This window comes from Campylobacter sp. JMF_01 NE2 (genome assembly GCF_027737365.1).
In the GTDB taxonomy this organism is placed as follows: Bacteria; Campylobacterota; Campylobacteria; order Campylobacterales; family Campylobacteraceae; genus Campylobacter_B.
Window position 1 is genome coordinate 266,664 of sequence record NZ_JAOVTR010000001.1, and the last position, 17,815, is coordinate 284,478.

Consider the following 17,815-nt stretch of genomic DNA (forward strand, 5'->3'; position numbering starts at 1 on the left):
TTCAAAATTTAACTTATATAAAACTTAAAATTTAAAAATTTTATCTTGTGAGAATAAATCCGTTGTAAGATTGATAAATTCCAAAGGCAATTATGATGATTGAAGAGATAAAAAGCATAGCGCGCGAGAATTTTGCGCTGATGAAATTCGCCACGCCACCAAAAACTAATAGCGCAGGCAAGGTAGATAATCCAAAAACCGCCATTACAAGCGCGCCTTGCAGGGCATCGTGGCTCATTATCGCCATGGCTAGGTAGGTATAAACTAGCCCGCATGGCAAAAGTCCGTTTAAAAACCCAAGCAGACAAAACCCCAAAATATCCTCCCTGCCAAGGGCGAATTTCATAGGTTTGGCTAAAAAAAGATTATAAATTTTTTGATTTTCGATAAATTTTAAAAGTGCGCCCCGTTTTAGTAGGGCAATCCCAAAAATAATTAGCAAAATTCCCACGCCAAACTGCAAAAAACCAGCTGTTTTATCGCTAAAAACTATGACCGAGCCAAATGCCCCACCAAGTGCGCCAAGCATGATATAAGCGCAAATTCTACAAATTTGATAAACAAGCGAGAAAAAAAACGCCCTAGCCCTGCTAAGGCTAGCTAGTTTTGCATTGTATGCTATCACAAAGCCCCCGCACATGCCAATGCAGTGCGTCAAGCTCAGCATTAGCGTGGCGGGTATGATAGCAAAAAAACTAATCATAAAATTTCTAAAAATTCTTTGAAAATGTATTTGCTTTCGTTTGGTCCGGCACTCGCTTCTGGGTGGTGTTGGACTGAAAAAACAGGGTAGTTTTTGTATCTCACGCCCTCAATTGTGCCGTCAAATAGATTTCTGTGCGTGATATCGCAAATCTCAGCTATGGATTCTGGCACATTGTAGTTGTGGTTTTGCGCTGTGATTTCGATAGATTTGTTAAACAAATTTTGCACAGGGTGATTTGCGCCGTGCTGGCCAAATTTGAGTTTGTATGTCTCATAGCCCATAGCGTTTGAAAGCAGCTGATGACCAAGGCAAATGCCAAAAATCGGAATCCTAGCCTCGATTATCTCTTTGATTTGCGCGATTTCATCTTTTAGCATTTTTGGCTCGCCAGGGCCGTTTGATAAAAATACGCCGTGAATTTCGCCAGAGTTAAATTTATCAATCAGCGTTTTTGCCTTAGTATTATACGGGAAAACCTCCACGCTAAGGCCCAAATCGCAAAGCTCATTTAGGATATTTCGCTTCACACCATAATCCATTACAGCGATTTTTTTGCCATTTTTTTTCGGCGTGCTATAAGCGCCTTTATTCGCGTCCCAATGGCCTTTTTCGTGGATATATGGGGTTTTGGTGCTTACAATGCTGACATAATTAACCTCTTCAATCCTAGCTGAGTCTTGAAGAGCTTTTTTCAAGGTTTCTTTATCGCTGATTTCAGTAGATACAAAAACCCGCAAATTTCCCTCATCGCGAAGCATTTTTGTAAGATACCTCGTATCTATATCATATACGCCAAATTTGCCGTTTTTGATGAAATACTCTTCCAAATTTTGCTCGGATCTGAAATTTGAGGGAGTGTTGTTAAACTCGCGGATAAAAATTCCACTAGCGTGGATTTTGCCACTCTCCTCATCGTCGCTGTTCGTGCCTACAATGCCGATTTCTGGCATAGTGAATACTATAAACTGCCCAGCATAGCTAGGGTCTGAGATGATTTCTTCATATCCTGTAATAGAGGTGTTAAATACAAGCTCGCCAAAGGCACTTCCACCCTTGCCAAACGCCTTTGCCTCCAAAAACACGCCGTTTTCTAAATAAACATACGCTTTCACAGCATACCTCTTTTTTTAAGCTCTTTTTCGTAAGTTTGCGCAAACACAAGCTCGTATTCCTCGGTGCCTGGGATTAGCTTTTTGCCATGTCCTTGCATGAGTTCATAGACATCTTCTTCGATTTTTTTGTAAATTTTCAAATACCCCTCGATTGAGTTGTAAATGATAGTTTTAATGCGGTTTTCGCTCACTTGATAATCTACTAAATTTTTCTTCCAAATCGTCTCTAAAATTTCATGCGAGATATTTGAGTATCTATCCTCGAAAATCAGCTCGAAATTCTCTTGTGCGGCGAGTTTGCGCTTGATGAGCCAAAACATATCTTTTTTATTTACATTCATTTCGTCAAATTCATCGATTCTCTCGTCCATTAGCTCGTTAGCGCGCTCGTCTATGGCTTTTTCTTTTTGCAAATCAGTTTTGATGATTTCTGAGGCTACCTTGGCTATGGGCTCGACGCCAGAGCTAAGTGTAACCATGCCAGAATTTAATATATCTATCGCAATTTTTTGCGCTATGTATGGAACATGTGCTAGTTGTATTCGCATTATCCGCCTTTCTTATAATATAATTGTATCTGTTCGCTCAGGGCTAGTAGAGATAAACCCTACCTTTGTGCCTGTTAGTTCCTCGATTTTTCTAATATAATTTTGCGCATTTTGTGGCAAATCTTCGAATTTATTAATTCCTTTTACGCTATCCCAGCCCGGCATTTCCTCATATACAGGCTCTACCACGCCAAGCTCGATTGGGAAATAATCAATCTCTTCGCCATTTATCTTGTATGCTTTGCAAATTTTAATACTCTCAAATCCGTCTAAAACATCGAGTTTCATAAGGGCAAATTTATCAATTCCGTTGATTCTAGATGTGTATTTCGCCGCTACGCCGTCAAACCACCCACATCTGCGTCTTCTACCTGTCGTAGTGCCAAACTCATGCCCGATTTCGCAAAGTCTGTCGCCATACTCATCTTTGGCCTCTGTTGGGAAAGCGCCGTTTCCTACGCGCGTAGTATAGGCTTTGACAATTCCGATGACCTCGCCAACATCTTTTGGCGCTAGTCCGAGACCCGTGCAAGCCCCAGCTGCGATAGTCGAAGAGCTAGTTACATACGGATATGTGCCGTGATCGATATCTAGCAAACTTCCTTGCGCCCCCTCGACAAGGACTTTTTTGTCATAATCAAGCGCCTTCCAAATCATATTAGTTGTGTTTGCGATATATGGTTCTAGCACAGATTTGTAGCGTTTGATTTCCTCGTAAATTTCCATTTTATCAGGAATTTTGATATTTAAACTCTCGAAAAGTTGCGCCCTGCTCGCAAAATCCCTAACTAGGGCTTCTGTTAATTTCTCTGGCTCTAAAAGCTCGATTATGCGGTGTCCTGTGCGCGAAATTTTATCCGCATACGCAGGTCCGATACCCTTGCCTGTGGTGCCAATAGCCTTATCGCCTTTTAATTTTTCCTTAGCTTGGTCGATTAGCGAGTGATACTCTAAATTTAAAAACGCCTTTTCGCTGATAAAAAATCTACCCTTCAAATCCCCAAATTGCGCCATTTCAGTGATTAAAACATCAGGGTTAATGACCACGCCATTTCCGATGATATTTATGATATTTTTGTGCAAAACACCGCTTGGGACTAAGTGAAGCGCGTATTTTTCGCCATTTACGATGATTGTATGACCGGCGTTGTGTCCGCCACAGCTTCTGCATACGAAATCGTAATTAGCACTAATCATATCTACGATTTTACCTTTTCCCTCATCGCCCCATTGAGCGCCTACGATTACATCAACCTTACTCATGTTTAATCCTTTATCATTAATTTTTCTATCAATGCATCAACCAAAAGTGCAAAACCACTCGACTTCAATCCGTCAATCTCATAATTTCCGCCATTGCAAAGCACGCTATTTTCGTCTAAAAATCTAAAAAATAGCGCCTTGTAATAGCGCATTTTTGAATAATACAAAAGTGAAACTCTGATATTTTTATACTCTACGCCTAAATTTAAAATTTCATCTAAACAAGGCTTGATCTCCTCTGGGACGATTTTTCGTAAATTCTCCACATCGCCCAAATTTGTCGCGCGCGCTGTTTTAGCTAGCCAGTCGCAGTTTTGAGCCAAAATCGTCTCAATCTCGCCCTTTTCAAAAACGCTAATTGGTAAATTTAGTATTTCGCAAATTCGCTTTGGAATTTCGATATTGCTTAGTTGTAAAACAGGTTCTAAGCTAAATTCTCTAAAAATTTCTATTGCGATTTTTATCGCCAAGGCTAGGTTACTCTCATCTATTAACTCTGCGCCGATTTGGTAAAATTCCTCGCTAGGGTATTTAAATGTAGGCTGGATATAAAAAAGTCTTTTTAGGCTTTCATCTTTTAGTCTTCGGCGCACGATTCGCACGACATCGACCGTGCTATCGGCACGAAGCGCGATTTCGTGGTTGCTAGGATCGGAAAATTTCAAAAGCTTCGCCCCAGCCACGCTCAAATGCTGATGATACGAAAAATACGGCGTGAGAATTTCGCTAAATCCGTGATTTTCTAAAATTTTGCTAGCTTTATTTTCGAGTTCTCTTTTTAGTTTTGCGCTTGTGCCAAAATATAGGCGCGAACCATTTGGTATTTCGTGATCAAAGTCCGCACTGACGCTATTTATCATGATTCCTCCAAATTTAGTATAAACTTATCTACTCGCGCTTTGTATTTTGTAATGAAGCTTTGTAAATCTTCAAATTCAAGCGCAAGAATATCCAAAATTTGCTTATTAATTTCTGTATTTAGCATAAATTTATGGCTTGTGGATTTTTCGATTCTGGTTTTGATCTCTTTGATTTCTTCTTGGAAAACTTCGAAGCGAAGATCGGTGATATCGCCGTGTTCTGCGTTTTCTAAAAATTCAAGCGCGATATTTTTGTAATCAAGGGCAATCAAAAAGTTTTCAAACTCATCTTTTGTGATTGGTTTAGCGCCCTTAGCCTCTTTTAGCTTGGCGATGATAGCGGTGATTTCTCTTCTATCGACGGCTTTTCCGAGGAAATTTCCTTGCATAAAATTAAATTTGAAATTTTTAAGCAAACGGCGTGAGAGCGCGTTTTCGATACCCTGCGCGCCTAGTTTTTCAAATTTCAGCTCGCCGCGCAAGTATTTCACTAAATCTAGCAGATTTTTTATACCTTCACGCTTTTTGGCGACATCTAGGCAGAGCCTCATATCGATTTTAATGATATCAAAAGGCATACCTTTTAGGTATTTTGAATTTTGGTGATTTGCATTATTTAGAGCAAATTTAATGCCAAAATCAGCGTATCTTTGTCTAATGAGTTTAAAATCAGCCGCAGTTCTGTCGTTAAAATCAGTGATTTCAAACATAAATAGCTCTGTCTTTGGCGCGTATTTTTCTATCGCGCGCGAAGCGAAATGATAAAATTCATCGCTTTTTAGGACTTCTAGACTGATATTTATCGAGCAGAGAGAATTTGTCTCTTTGTTAAATTTCAACATTTGCGTAAATGAAAATTTAGAGATTAAAATTTCAAGTTTCGGCTCTCTGATATCAAATAAAAAGTCGCTAGGCAATAAAACGCCCAAATTTTCGCGTCGCCAACGAAGCAAAAGCTCGTAGCCGTAAATTTTGTCTTTATCATCGATGATAGGCTGATAAAGCATGAAAAATTCGTTGTTTTCGATAGATTTTTTCAGCCTTTCCTCGCTGATTTGCAAATCGTCGAAATTCTCTTTATCAAAGATACAATATCTATTTTTTCCGCTCGTTTTAGCGCGATACATCGCCCTATCTGCCCTGCTTAAAAGCTCGTTGAAATCGATTTCTTCGCTTCCGTCGTAAAACGCCGCACCCACACTCACGCTCGCACTTACCTCGTTGCCGTCGAGATTAAATTTCTTATTCGCAATTCCTAAAAGTCGCTCTAATAGCGCGTGCGCTGCTTTTTCGTCTTTCAAATCCCCGATAATCGCGCCAAATTCATCTCCGCCAAGTCTAGCTAAAATATCGCCCTTGCGAAGTAGGTTATTCATAGTCTTGCTGACCTCTTGCAAAAACAAATCCCCCACATCGTGGCCGAAATTATCATTAATCGCCTTAAATCCGTCAAAATCTATAAATAGCACAGCCGCAAGCCTGTTTTGTTCCTTTGCCGCGCTTAGATACTCGCCCGCTGCGTTCATAATGTAAATTCTATTTGGCAAACCTGTGAGCGCGTCGTGGTGAGCGATTTTGACAAGCTCGCTCTCTTTTTTCTTAATCTCAGAAATTTCGTTAAACATTAAAATATAGTTGCTTACCACGCCAAATTCATCTTTTATCGCGATAGCCGAAAACAGCGCAGGGAAATCATCGCCGTTTTTCTTGACGCAGTAAATTTCATCTGTATAGCTTAGGCTCTCTTTGTCTAGTTTTTCCTTGATTTCGCCCATTATACCGCCGTCGTGATCTACTCTGAAATACTCTGGCACCTCGCCCACGACATCGGTTTCGCTAAATTGCATAATCGTATAAAATGCCCTATTTGCGCGGATAATCCTACCGATATCATCTGTGATGACAATCGCCTCTAACGACCTTAAAAATACATTTGAATTTAGATTTAGCTCAGCTTCAATGTCTTTTTTAGCGGTGATATCCTCGATAGTAGCGACGATTTCTTCGGCACCGCCACTTCTTTTTTCTTTTTTGCTAGCATATCCTTGCAGGCTAATCCACGCGTATTTTAGCTCGTCGTTATCGCTTAGCTCGTCGTTTAGCTTGATTCTGATTTCGCATGAAATCTCATCGCTTATGCCTAGCTTGCATTTGTTGAGTTCGTCGTTAAATTTCTTCAAATCCACATAGTAAATTTTCGCTACGAAATCGCCTATACTCATCTCTGTATCGACGCTGGCTTCCTTACTACCTAAAATCTCCATATACTCTTTGCTAAGCATGATTTTTTTGGCTAGCAAATCAATCGTGCATGGGCTATACGATCTGGTTTTTAAAAGCTCTTCGTTGCTTTTCATATCTGATTTGAGTTTGTTGATTTCCATAAGCTTATCGTGTATGTTGGTAAAATACATAACGACTTTGCGCTCTTTTTTATACAGACAAATCGTAATCTCATAAAACGCTCTAATCGAATTTCTATGCAAAATCGGATAAACCCGCTTAGTAACCTCGTTATTTTGCCTAGTATCGCTCATAAGGTTTCTTAGCTCGTTTTGCAAAGAATCGGCGTCGCTTTTTTGAAATAGGCTCCAAAAATATGTTTTGCCCTCTAAAATTTGAGTATTTTCATATCCCCAAATTTCACGCGAACTAGCGCTAACATCGATTATTTCGCCACCTTTGATGACTACGGTTACGATTGGGGCGTCATTTAGATATTTATACTTCTCTTTGGTATCGGTGTAAAATTTACGGTATTTTGAGGCGTCCAGCAAGACATAAAGCACCAAAATATCCTCGCCATTGCGCACAAAGGTCTTTTTGATATACATATCCTTTTTGCCGTTTGGGGTATCGTGCGTGTGGATAACATAATTTTCTTTGGTGTAAAGTGAAATTTGGCTTTGGCGGGCGTTTTCATACAGCGAAGTCGCTTCTAGTGTAAAGATATTTTTGCCCACGATATCATCGCCGTAAAGCTCCTTGGCTCTAAGGCTAGCGTTGTTTATCATGCCATTAGTGTTTTCGACGCTAAAAATCATTAGTGAGCTTTTTTTCAGCGCGTCGAAAAATGTGAAATCCACCTTGCTAGCCCTACCAGAATACTGCACGCTTTCATCGAGTTTTTGCGCGATTTCTAAAATTTGATCTAGCGCGCCCATGGTTTCGATTTTGGTCGCTGTGGATTTATACACACCGCCTGAAACCGAGCTGTGAAGCAGGTGCAAAGGATCGAAAATTCGGCGTTTTAAAAATTTGTAATTTATCAAAGTGATTAGCAAATACAAAAACAAAAACCCAAGCGCTAGCAAAACCAAAAGGTTTTTTGGGCTTAGATATTCTTTTAAATTTTTGCTTATCATTATGAAATTGTTCGAATCATCAAATTTCTCAAAATAGACAAATTTGCGCTCTCCAAGGCTTTTTAAAATTTTGAGTTTTTTCTCGCCTTCGAAATCAAATCTATTTGTATAAAGTGCGAAAATATCGTTTGTGATATTAAAAATTTCGCCCTCTTTGTTAAAAATCAAAATTTCGCCAAGGCCGGCAAATTTGTCATTTAGCGAGGTTGTGTTTGCAAAGGCTATCAAAAATGTATTTACCTCGACCTTTTGGATCAAAAAATATCTATTTGCGCCATTAATCTGCATGAAGCGCGATATATAGCGGTTGTCTTTGATTTTTGAGATAAAATTATCAAGCCTAAGTTCGCCCAAATTTGCCATAGCAGAATCATTGAAATACGAAGCTATAACCTCGTCTTTATTACCCACAGCCCTGACATAAAAAATCGCGTCGAAATTTTGCTTTTGCGAGGCTGTATGCTCGATGAGACGGAAATACAAGGTTCTTCTTGCATACTCGTTTTCGGTTTTTAAACCTTGATAGGTTTTAAGGTTTTCAGATAAAATTTCAAGTTCGCTAAAAAGCTCGGCGTTGCGGTCTTTTACAGCATTTTTTGCTACGCTTAATTTGGTAGAAAGCTCGGCTTGGATATTTGAGCCTACAAAGCCAAAAATGCAAAAAACAAGCGCGAAAATAGCCAAAATTCCAAGAATCAAAGCTATAAAAAATCGTTTGGTTATTACTCTTTTATCTTCCATTTTTATGCCAAAAATTTAAATTTTTCGCGCCATTTTAGCAAAAAAGTGATTAAAGTCTTATTTTATTTGACCTTTCTCCCAAAAAATGCATAGCCAAAAGCACCAAAAAGCTAAAAATCAGCATAATCGCCGAGTATAAATGCGCGCTGGTAAAATCTAAAATTTCAGTCGCCTCATAAATCGCAATCGAAGCTACCTTGGTCTGCTCGCTCACAGAGCCACCTATCATCAGCACCACGCCAAATTCTCCCATAGTGTGCGCGAAACATATCACCACAGCGCTTAGTAAAGACGGTTTCATCGCTGGTAGTAGCACCCTAAAAAGCGTAGCAAAAAATCCCTTACCTAGCGACCACGAAGCGTGGCGAAGCGAGATTGGAATCGAACGAAACCCGCTAAGCATTGGCGAAAACATAAATGGTAGAGAGTAAATACAGCTTGCAATCACCAAACCGCTGAAATTAAAGACAAATCGCACACCAAAATTTTCATCGAAAAATTTGCCAAGCGTCGAATACGGCGATAAAAACACAAGCAGATAAAATCCCAGCACGCTTGGTGGAAGCACGAGCGGAAGCGAAATGACGCTTTCAATCACGCTTTTGGCGCGAAACTCCCTATACGCCATAAAATATGCCAAAAACAGGCAAATCCAAAACAGAGTAAATGTCGTCACCACCGAGAGTTTAAGCGAAATCAAAAACGGCGTAAGGTCTAAATTTTGTAAAGCTTCAATCACTGTTTTCCTCGATTTTTTTCAAATTTATATTAAAGGCTTTTGCGCCCACGCTCACGCTATCACCCACGCGCAAATCCCTAGCCTCGCTCACGCTTAAAACCACTTCGCAAAGTTGCGCCCCAACAGCGATTATAGCGATATTTACGCCACCTGCTTCGCGCAAAGCAACCACCTTGCCACGAAAGCTAAATTTTTGCGAACCGCTAGTTTGCAAGAAAATTTCGCTTGGCGAACCCTCGCGCACAAGGCTTCCATTTTTTAGCTCATACACACGCTCGCACAGCCTGTAAATCTCGCTGATATCATGGCTGACAAGGATAATTGTAGGGCGAAATTTCTCATGGATTTTTTTGAGATAGTCTTGGATTTTTTCACGAATTTTGTAATCTAGCGCCGATAATGGCTCATCAAGTAGCAAAATTTCTGGGCTTTGCATGAGCGCACGGGCTAGTGCCACGCGCTGTTTTTGTCCGCCAGAGAGCTGCGAAATGGCGAAATTTGCGTATTTTTCAAGCTCTAAAAATTTTAGCATTTCGCCTGCTTTTTGCAAATCTTTTTTGGCAAAAAGTAGATTTTCTATCACGCTCATATTCTCAAAAAGCGCGTAGTCTTGGAACAAAAAGCCGATTTTTCGCTGCTTAGCGTGCATAAATTTTCGCCCATTATCTAGCGTGATTTCGCCGTTTGTAATCGCCCCGCTATCTATTTTCATAAAGCCAGCAAGTAGCCTTAAAATCGTAGTTTTACCAGATCCGCTAGCCCCATACAGACAGACAAAGGAGCCCTTTTTTATCTCTAAATTCACACTAATTTTAAAATTTTCGTTTAGCCGTTTTTCACAATCAATCTTAATCATAAATTTTCTCTATAAAAATCGCGCTTGCATTTGCGTAAATGTAAATTTCATCGCCCACGCAAAGCCCTAAATTTCGCACGCTCTGCGTGGTTGCGATAATGTCAAATTCTAAATTTTGCTCACTTTTGCAAAAGCTTAAATTTGATAAAATTTCGCCAAATTTAATATCTGAAATCTCGGCACAAATTTCATTTTCTGCTGAAATTTCGCATTTTTTGCGCGCTAATACTGCCTGTGTCGCTTTAAAGCCAATTTCTACGCCTAATCCCACGCTAAGGGGCTTTGGGAGTTCTAAAAAAACTCCACAAAGCCCGTGCGAGAAAAGAATTTTATAAATTCCCTCGCTCGCTAAAATTTGCTCTACCCTAACTCTCAAAACTCATATCCGTATTTTGCGAAAATTTCCCTGCCCTTATCGCTTAAAATAAAGTCATAAAACGCCTTTGCTTCGGCGTTGTTTTCGGCTTTTTTGAGTATTACCATGCCTTGCGCGATCGGCTCGTAAAGCGCGCTAGGCACTAGCACGAAATGTTTGCCCTCCTCGCACGGCGCACCCGCGCAACCGCCATCTTTCATTTTTGGCGCATACATCGCACTGGCTGCGATAAATCCCACATCAGCGGCACTTAGCGCCTGAGTTAGGGCTTCGCCGATTGATTTAGCCTCGATTATTTTTCCTTTTACGCTATCAAAAATTTCAGCCTTTTGCATAGCTTCCACGCTAGCAGTGCCGTAAGGGGCTGTTTTTGGGTTTGCGATAGAAATCGTTTTTACCTTTTCGTCTTTTAGCGCGTCAAGCCCTTTCCCTAAATCCACACCACGCACGCTTAGCATTGCAACCTTGCCCTTGGCGTAAGTTTGCGCCTTTGCCGTAGCAAAACCAGCCTCAAACAAATCATCGGCAAATTTCATATCAGCCGCCATAAAAATGTCAAATGGCGCGCCGTTTTTGATCTGCGTATTAAACGCACCACTTGCACCAAGGCTCACATTTAGCTTAGTATCTGGGTTTAGCTTTTCAAACTCAGACTTAATCTCGTCAAAAGCGTAAGTCGTATTCGCAGCCGCCGCGATAGATACCTCGCCCGCATTTAAGACGCCACATAGCGCAAGAGCGCAAAGTAAAAATTTGTGTTTCATAAATTCTCCTTCAAAAATGGATTTTAAATTTTAAAATTTATCGCTCAAATCACACGCCAATAATGATATCATCGGGCTCTATGCATGCTAGCACCTCATCGCCCACGCCCAAATTTAGCTCATTTGCGCTTTTGCGCGCGATTATGGCGATTATGTTTTGATGACCTGCGGTATCAAGGCAAATTTGAGCGTTTTTAATGCCGATTTTGACATCACTGATTTTGCATTTCACGCCATTACACTCGCCCAAATTTTCGCCTTTTAAAATTTTCACACTTGGGGCTTTGAAAATTAGCAAAACCTCTTTGCCAGGCCTTAATTCTAGGTTTTTTTCGCTTTCGATTGTGATTTGCGCGTCTAGCTTCTCGCCACCTGAAAGCGTGAGCGTGATTATGCTATCGACCGCGCCTCTGCTAATCTCGCTAATTACGGCGTTTAATTGATTTCTGGCTGAGAGTTTTATGCCGATTCTTTCAAGTCCAATTAAATTTTCATCGCTAATATCATCGGCCTTTAAAATTTGCTCTAAAAAACTATCGCCAACCCTGCTGATGATATCATAGGAGCGAATTAGGCTTTTAGCGTAGTCAGTGAGCTCCGAGCCACTATTTTTTTTCGAGCCTTGCGCGCGAGAAATCAGAGGCTTTTTGCTGGCATTGTTTATCAAATTTAGGCTATCCCAGCAGTTTTTGTAGCTAATGCCGATTTTTTGGGCGGCTTTGGTGATTGATTTAGTTTCATCGACAGCTTTTAGCAAGGCGATATGGCGTGAAATCAGCGTCGTATCCTTGCTAAGATAAAGTTCTAGCGCAAATTTAGCGTTCATAAATTTTCCTTTTTATTTCATTTACTTTTTCTGATTTTATCTGTATAAAATAATATATTTAAAAAGCTTAAAAATACCTTTTTATGGGATTTTATTTCATTATTTTAATTTTAATTTCACATATAGACAAAAATTTACTTAAATTTTGTAAAATCGCCCTTTCGATTAAATTTAAAAGGATAAGGGTTGAAATTTCATAGAGCTTTTTTATGCGCTGTTGCGTGTAGCTGTGCGCTGTATGCCACCGATACTAGCGCTGAGATTGATGAGTTTGACGCCGAGTATAGTCAAAAGGAAGTTTTCGATCCGCTAAGTGGCTATAACCGCGTAATGACGGGCTTTAACGATGTGTTTTATCGCTATTTGGTGACACCTGTGGCCACAGGCTATGATTATGTCATGCCAGATCCCATACAAGGGGCGTTTGCGAACTTTTTCCACAATCTAATGTATCCAATGCGCCTGACAAACAACCTTTTACAGGGCAAATGGGAAAATTCTTGGGACGAGACAAAGAGATTTTTGATAAACACCACAATCGGTTTTGCTGGGCTTAGCGACGCGGCGACCTTGCATTTTAACATACCGCGCCACGATGAGGATTTCGGGCAGACGCTAGGATACTGGGGCGTGCCAGCAGGACCGCATATCGTCTGGCCGATACTAGGGTCTAGCAACCTACGCGATACTTTCGGGCTTGTGGGCGATTTTTTCACCAATCCGATAAACTATATCGACGATAGCACCGTAAGTATGTCGGTAAATGCGTTTAGGATTTTTAACGATTACTCTCGCGATCCTGAATTTTACGAGAAAATGACAAGCGGGGCTGTGGATTTATACCCATTTTTACGCGATGCTTATGAGCAAAGCAGAGAACAAAAAATAAAGGAATAAAAATGAAATTTTTTAAAATTTTAACTTTGGCGTTTTTGCTTTTTAGTTTTTCACACGCTATTAGCGACGCTGATATCGAGCCAGTAATGAGCCAAAAGGTTGCCACAGCAGTTTCGATTATGAGGGACGGCGCGCTCGCAAAGGACGCAAAACCAGCCAAAATTTTCGCTCTATTTGATGAGTATTTCGACTATAAACAAATGGCAAAACTATCCCTTGCCAAGCATTATGCGAACCTTTCAGACGCCCAAATCGCCGAGTTTAACAAAGCTTACGAAGCGCATTTGAAACGCTCATTTATCGATAAACTCTCGCTTTATACCGACCAAGATATGAAAATTTTAAGCAAAGAAGCTCCAAGCGAAAAAAGACGCGTGCTAAAAACGCAAATCATCGGCGAGGATAAAAACTACGCAATCGATTTTAAATTTTTCCCAAATAACAGCGATTGGCGCATTTACGATGTCGATATCGTGGGCGTTAGTCTAATCCAAACCTACCGCTCACAATTTGGCGATGTCGCGCAAAATTTGGGCTTTGACGAGCTATTAAAACGCCTTAATGCGACCGTAATCGAAAGTGGCAAATAACGCTTGAAACGCATTTTTCGCTTAATTGTCAAATTTCCAAAGAGCGTTTTAGCCATATTTAGCGCTCTTGCGCTCTTTTTTGGTTATTTTTGCACGCACCTGCAAATCGACGCTTCTAGCCAAACCCTGCTTTTAGAAAACGACAAGGATTTAGAGATTTGGCGCGAAGTTAGCGCAAGGTATGCTACTCCGAATTTTTTCGTCGTGGCATACACGCCCTCGCAAGACTTGCTAAGCAAACAGACGCTATCAAACATAGCAGAACTTAACGCCAAATTTAGCGCGCTAGATTTCGTTGATAGCGTGGTGGATTTGGGAAATGTGCCGCTTTTGTTAAACCGCAAGGGCGATTTAAGCGAGCTTTTAAAACATATCCCCACGCTAAAAGACGCAGATATCGACCTAGCTGCCGCTAAGCGTGAGCTACTAACCAGCCCATTTTACGCTTCAAATTTAGTCAGCGCTGATTTTGGCACGACTGGAATTTTGATAAATTTAAAACCAGAGAAAAAATACGAAGAGCTACTTCGTGCGCGAGATAGTGCGAAAAACGCCATAAATTTGGCAAAAAAGTCGAATTTGGCGAATTCCGAAATTTCAAATTTAAAGCAAAATTTAAAACTTGCCGAGCAAAATTTCAAAGCTTACAGAGATGAACTTCGTATCAAAGACCACGAAAATTTACAAAACCTTCGAGCCATAATCGCCGAATTTTCTAACGCGCACCCTAGCGAGCGGCTGTTTTTGGGCGGTATAAATATGATAGCCGATGATATGATAAGCTATGTCAGAAATGACCTTAGCACTTATGGCGTGGGCGCGCTGGTGCTCTTGCTAGCGTGCTTTTGGCTGTTTTTTAGGCAGGCGAAATTCATCGTGCTTCCGCTTATCATTTGCGCTTACTCGGTAATGATTAGTAGCGGACTTTTCGGGCTTTTGGGCTTTGAAATCACCGTAATTAGCTCGAATTTCATTGCCCTTGTGCTAATCATCACGGTTTCTGTGTGTATCCACCTAATCGTAGCTTACCGCGAATACAGCGCCAGATTTCCTAGCTTTTCGCAACGCCAGCTAGTATATGCGGTCTTGCGCGAGCGGGCTAAGCCATGCTTTTTTGCGATTTTTACCACGATTGTGGGATTTATGTCGCTAATCTTCTGCGATATTAAGCCTGTAATTTCGCTAGGAATTATGATGAGCGTGGGAATTGCGTGCTCGCTAGTCGTGGTGTTTTGCCTCTTTGGCGCGGTGATGAGCATATCTAGGCGCACGCATAATAATCGTAGTTTTGAAAAACAGTTTCGCTTCACCCATTTTTGCGCAAATTTAGCCCTAAATCACAGAGGCAAAATTTACGCAGTTTGCGCGCTAGCTGTTTTGGCTGGGATTTTTGGGATTAGCAAATTGCGCGTGGAAAACAGCTTCATTGGCTATTTTAAGGAAAATACCCCGATTTATGCCGGTATGGAGGTCATCGACACCAAGCTTGGAGGCACGATTCCACTCGATATCGTGATAAAATTCCCAAAATCGCAGAGCGCGCCAAGCGATGAAATGGACGAATTCGAGGCTGAATACGCCGCGAACGAAAACGACCCAAAATACTGGTTTAACTCCCAAAAAATGCGAATTATCAATAAAACTCACGCATTTTTAAAAGACCAAAACATTAGCGATCACAAATTTATCGGGCAGGTAAGCTCGCTAAGCTCGCTTTTGCAGGTCGGGCGCGAGATAAACTCAGGCGAGGAGCTAGATGATTTAATGCTAGCGCTAATTTACTCCGAACTGCCCCAAAACTACCGAGAAATGGTGCTTTCGCCCTATGTCAGCATAGAAGAAAATGAGGCGCATTTTAGCGTTCGCACGATTGATAGCGATCCAAATTTGCGCAGAAATGAATTTTTGCAAAATTTACAAAATGATTTAGATAAATTGCTTGCAAATGACGGCGTAAGCGCGCAAGTAAGCGGTATAATGGTGCTTTATAATAACATGCTCCAAACCCTAATGAGCTCGCAAATCGGCACGCTTGGCATTACGGTTGGGGTTTTATTTGTGCTGTTTTGCTTGATTTTCCGCTCGCTAAGCTACGCATTTATCGCGATTGTGGTAAATCTAATCCCGCTTTGCGTATGCTTTGGGATAATGGGGATTTTGGGCATTCCGCTAGATATCATGAGTATTACGATTGCCGCGATTAGTATCGGTATCGGCGTAGATGATGTCATACACTATCTATTTCGCTTCCGACGCGAGTTCGCGCGCACGCAAGATAGCGCAGAGGCAATCCGCGCAAGCCACGCTAGTATCGGGTATGCGATGTATTACACATCATTTGCGATAATTCTAGGATTTAGCGTTATGATGATAAGCAATTTTTGGCCGACGATTTATTTTGGGCTTTTGATCTGCCTTGTAATGGCGCTTTTGTTGCTTGGCGCGCTCATAATCCTGCCTTCACTCTTAATGAGCAAATCTAGGTTAAAAATTTAATCTAAAATCAAATTTAGCCTGCTATAATGGCGAGTTTTGGAGAGGATGATGACCTGGTGGCGTCTGCGGACTTCAAATCCGATAAGAGGGCGGTTGACCGCTTTCTGGGGGGTTCGATTCCCTCACTCTCTCGCCAAAGTCTAAATTTCAAAATTTCAAAATTCTTAGCGCAAAATTTTCAAAAATTCACAATTCTGCAAAATTTATACGAATTTAAAATTTAAACTTAGTATTTTTGAAAAATTTTAAATTTACATAAACCCCAACCACAAAGTGTGGCTGGGGTTTGAAATTTAAGAATTTAGAATTTGATTAATTTGAGTGTTCTAGATATGAAATCACGCCAAGGGCGGCTGTCGCGCCATCAGCGGCTGCGCAAACGACCTGTTTTGGCGCATCTATGCGCAAATCACCCGCCGCAAAAAGACCAGGCAGGCTTGTTTGCATTTTTAGATTTACCACGACCTTGCCCTCGTCGTTCATATTGCAAATAAAATCGCCGTTTTCGTCCCTTAGCACGCTGTTTCGCACATCAAGCCCCACGAAGGTAAAAATCCCAGGCAGGCTCAATTCTCTTTTTGCGCCTGTGTTTTTATCGCTAACGACAATGCCCGTTACTCCGCTATTATCGCCTTTGATCTCATCGACAATGGCATTTGTGATAAGCTCGATTTTCTCGTTATTTTTGACCTTTTCGATAGTGTTTGGCGTAGCGCGGAAGCCGTCTCTTCTGTGGATTAGATAGACTTTCGAGCAGATATTTGCTAGATACAGCGCCTCTTCGAGCGCAGTATTTCCACCGCCAAGGACGGCCACTTCTTTGTTTTTATAGAAAAATCCGTCGCAAGTAGCGCATGTGCTGACCCCGCGTCCGAAAAACTCATCTTCGCCCTTGACCCCTGCTCTGCGAGGTTTCGAGCCAGTGGCTACGATTACAGCCTTGGCACGAGCGGTTTTGCCACCCTCTAAGATTATGCTAAATGCGCCGTCTTCGTCTTTTTTGATACGCTCGACGCTTATCATTTCGTGTTTGAGCCCGAAGCGAAAGCACTGCTCCTGCCATGGCGCCATAAAGCTCATGCCGTCCATCACGGTCGCTACGCCAGGGTAGTTTTCCATTTCAGAGCTACTTGTGATTTGGCCTCCTGGCATACCCATTTCATACATTACGACATTTTTAAGTCCGCCCCTTGTGGCGTAAAGTCCAGCACTTAGCCCAGCTGGACCGCCACCGATGATTGCTAAATCTAACATTTTTTCTCCTTTGTTTTATTTTTTAATCAAATTTAGGACTAAATTTCAGTGAAAAATAAAAAGGGCTTTCGCCCTTAAATTTTAAAGTAATGAGTTGATTTTATCAGTGATTACTTGTTTTGATTGTGCGCCGATTAGTTGAGCTGCAACTTCGCCGTTTTTGAAAAATAGCATAGTTGGGATCGAGCGAACGCCAAATTCTACTGCCAAATCTTGCGCTTCATCGGTATTTACCTTGCAAATTTTAGCTTTGCCCTCAAACTCGTTTGCTAGCTCGTCGATGACAGGGGCTATCATACGGCATGGTCCGCACCATGGAGCCCAGAAATCAACTAACGCAACGCCCTCGCCCACTACATCTTTGAAATTTACAGATGTAAGTTCGATATATTTTCCCATAAATTCTCCTTTAAATAAATTTG

16 protein-coding genes and 1 tRNA gene are annotated in these 17,815 nt (G+C 41.2%); 4 read left to right on the forward strand and 13 right to left on the reverse strand.

What is annotated here, in order from left to right:
- Nucleotides 1–40: 40 nt before the first annotated feature.
- Genes OFO01_RS01450 through OFO01_RS01500 form a run of 11 tightly spaced genes read right to left on the reverse strand, consistent with a single transcriptional unit; the run spans nucleotide 41 to nucleotide 12,156 of the window.
- The gene (locus OFO01_RS01450) at nucleotides 41–703 is read right to left on the reverse strand and encodes a sulfite exporter TauE/SafE family protein (protein ID WP_270858405.1); all 663 of its coding nucleotides are present in this window, start codon (nucleotides 701–703) and stop codon (nucleotides 41–43) included.
- Complete coding sequence (gene carA, locus OFO01_RS01455) at nucleotides 700–1,818, reverse strand: glutamine-hydrolyzing carbamoyl-phosphate synthase small subunit (RefSeq protein ID WP_270858406.1); 1,119 nt, start codon at nucleotides 1,816–1,818, stop codon at nucleotides 700–702. Before carA ends, OFO01_RS01450 begins: the two co-directional genes overlap by 4 nt.
- Nucleotides 1,815–2,366 (reverse strand): DUF507 family protein, encoded by a 552-nt coding sequence (locus OFO01_RS01460; protein WP_270858407.1) that lies wholly within the window; start codon nucleotides 2,364–2,366, stop codon nucleotides 1,815–1,817. The genes carA and OFO01_RS01460 overlap by 4 nt, the downstream gene beginning before the upstream one ends.
- Nucleotides 2,367–2,378: 12 nt before the next feature.
- Nucleotides 2,379–3,629, reverse strand: coding sequence for an adenylosuccinate synthase (locus OFO01_RS01465; RefSeq protein ID WP_270858408.1), 1,251 nt, complete (start codon nucleotides 3,627–3,629; stop codon nucleotides 2,379–2,381).
- 2 nt (nucleotides 3,630–3,631) lie between these two features.
- Nucleotides 3,632–4,489 (reverse strand): ATP phosphoribosyltransferase regulatory subunit, encoded by an 858-nt coding sequence (locus OFO01_RS01470; protein WP_270858409.1) that lies wholly within the window; start codon nucleotides 4,487–4,489, stop codon nucleotides 3,632–3,634.
- Complete coding sequence (locus tag OFO01_RS01475; protein WP_270858410.1) at nucleotides 4,486–8,595, reverse strand: sensor domain-containing diguanylate cyclase; 4,110 nt, start codon at nucleotides 8,593–8,595, stop codon at nucleotides 4,486–4,488. Before OFO01_RS01475 ends, OFO01_RS01470 begins: the two co-directional genes overlap by 4 nt.
- Nucleotides 8,596–8,644: 49 nt before the next feature.
- Nucleotides 8,645–9,331, reverse strand: coding sequence for a molybdate ABC transporter permease subunit (gene modB, locus OFO01_RS01480; RefSeq protein ID WP_442868033.1), 687 nt, complete (start codon nucleotides 9,329–9,331; stop codon nucleotides 8,645–8,647).
- Nucleotides 9,327–10,190: an ABC transporter ATP-binding protein gene (locus OFO01_RS01485; RefSeq protein ID WP_270858412.1), complete on the reverse strand. Its 864-nt coding sequence runs from the start codon at nucleotides 10,188–10,190 to the stop codon at nucleotides 9,327–9,329. The genes modB and OFO01_RS01485 overlap by 5 nt, the downstream gene beginning before the upstream one ends.
- Nucleotides 10,183–10,566, reverse strand: a complete 384-nt coding sequence (locus OFO01_RS01490; protein ID WP_270858413.1) for a hypothetical protein — start codon at nucleotides 10,564–10,566, stop codon at nucleotides 10,183–10,185. Before OFO01_RS01490 ends, OFO01_RS01485 begins: the two co-directional genes overlap by 8 nt.
- Nucleotides 10,563–11,330: a molybdate ABC transporter substrate-binding protein gene (gene modA / locus OFO01_RS01495; RefSeq protein WP_270858414.1), complete on the reverse strand. Its 768-nt coding sequence runs from the start codon at nucleotides 11,328–11,330 to the stop codon at nucleotides 10,563–10,565. The genes OFO01_RS01490 and modA overlap by 4 nt, the downstream gene beginning before the upstream one ends.
- Nucleotides 11,331–11,379: 49 nt before the next feature.
- Nucleotides 11,380–12,156, reverse strand: coding sequence for a TOBE domain-containing protein (locus OFO01_RS01500; RefSeq protein ID WP_270858415.1), 777 nt, complete (start codon nucleotides 12,154–12,156; stop codon nucleotides 11,380–11,382).
- Nucleotides 12,157–12,342: 186 nt separating this feature from the next.
- Here OFO01_RS01500 and OFO01_RS01505 point away from each other — a divergent pair, with 186 nt between their 5' ends.
- The 4 genes from OFO01_RS01505 (at nucleotide 12,343) to OFO01_RS01520 (ending at nucleotide 16,275) form a co-directional block, all read left to right on the forward strand.
- Nucleotides 12,343–13,053 (forward strand): MlaA family lipoprotein, encoded by a 711-nt coding sequence (locus OFO01_RS01505; RefSeq protein ID WP_270858416.1) that lies wholly within the window; start codon nucleotides 12,343–12,345, stop codon nucleotides 13,051–13,053.
- A gap of 2 nt (nucleotides 13,054–13,055) precedes the next feature.
- The gene (locus OFO01_RS01510) at nucleotides 13,056–13,643 is read left to right on the forward strand and encodes a Tgt2/MlaC family protein (protein ID WP_270858417.1); all 588 of its coding nucleotides are present in this window, start codon (nucleotides 13,056–13,058) and stop codon (nucleotides 13,641–13,643) included.
- A 3-nt stretch (nucleotides 13,644–13,646) separates the two neighbouring features.
- Entirely contained in the window at nucleotides 13,647–16,139 is a 2,493-nt protein-coding gene (locus OFO01_RS01515; protein ID WP_270858418.1) for an efflux RND transporter permease subunit, read from the forward strand.
- 38 nt (nucleotides 16,140–16,177) lie between these two features.
- Nucleotides 16,178–16,275: transfer RNA gene (locus OFO01_RS01520), tRNA-Sec, on the forward strand.
- Between the two features lie 176 nt (nucleotides 16,276–16,451).
- Here OFO01_RS01520 and trxB read toward each other — a convergent pair.
- Both trxB and trxA read right to left on the reverse strand, forming a co-directional pair.
- Nucleotides 16,452–17,393 carry a thioredoxin-disulfide reductase gene (gene trxB / locus OFO01_RS01525; RefSeq protein WP_270858419.1) on the reverse strand — a complete coding sequence of 314 codons (942 nt, stop codon included), beginning with the start codon at nucleotides 17,391–17,393 and terminating at the stop codon, nucleotides 16,452–16,454.
- An 81-nt stretch (nucleotides 17,394–17,474) separates the two neighbouring features.
- Nucleotides 17,475–17,792, reverse strand: a complete 318-nt coding sequence (gene trxA / locus OFO01_RS01530) for a thioredoxin (RefSeq protein ID WP_270858420.1) — start codon at nucleotides 17,790–17,792, stop codon at nucleotides 17,475–17,477.
- Nucleotides 17,793–17,815 lie beyond the last annotated feature (23 nt).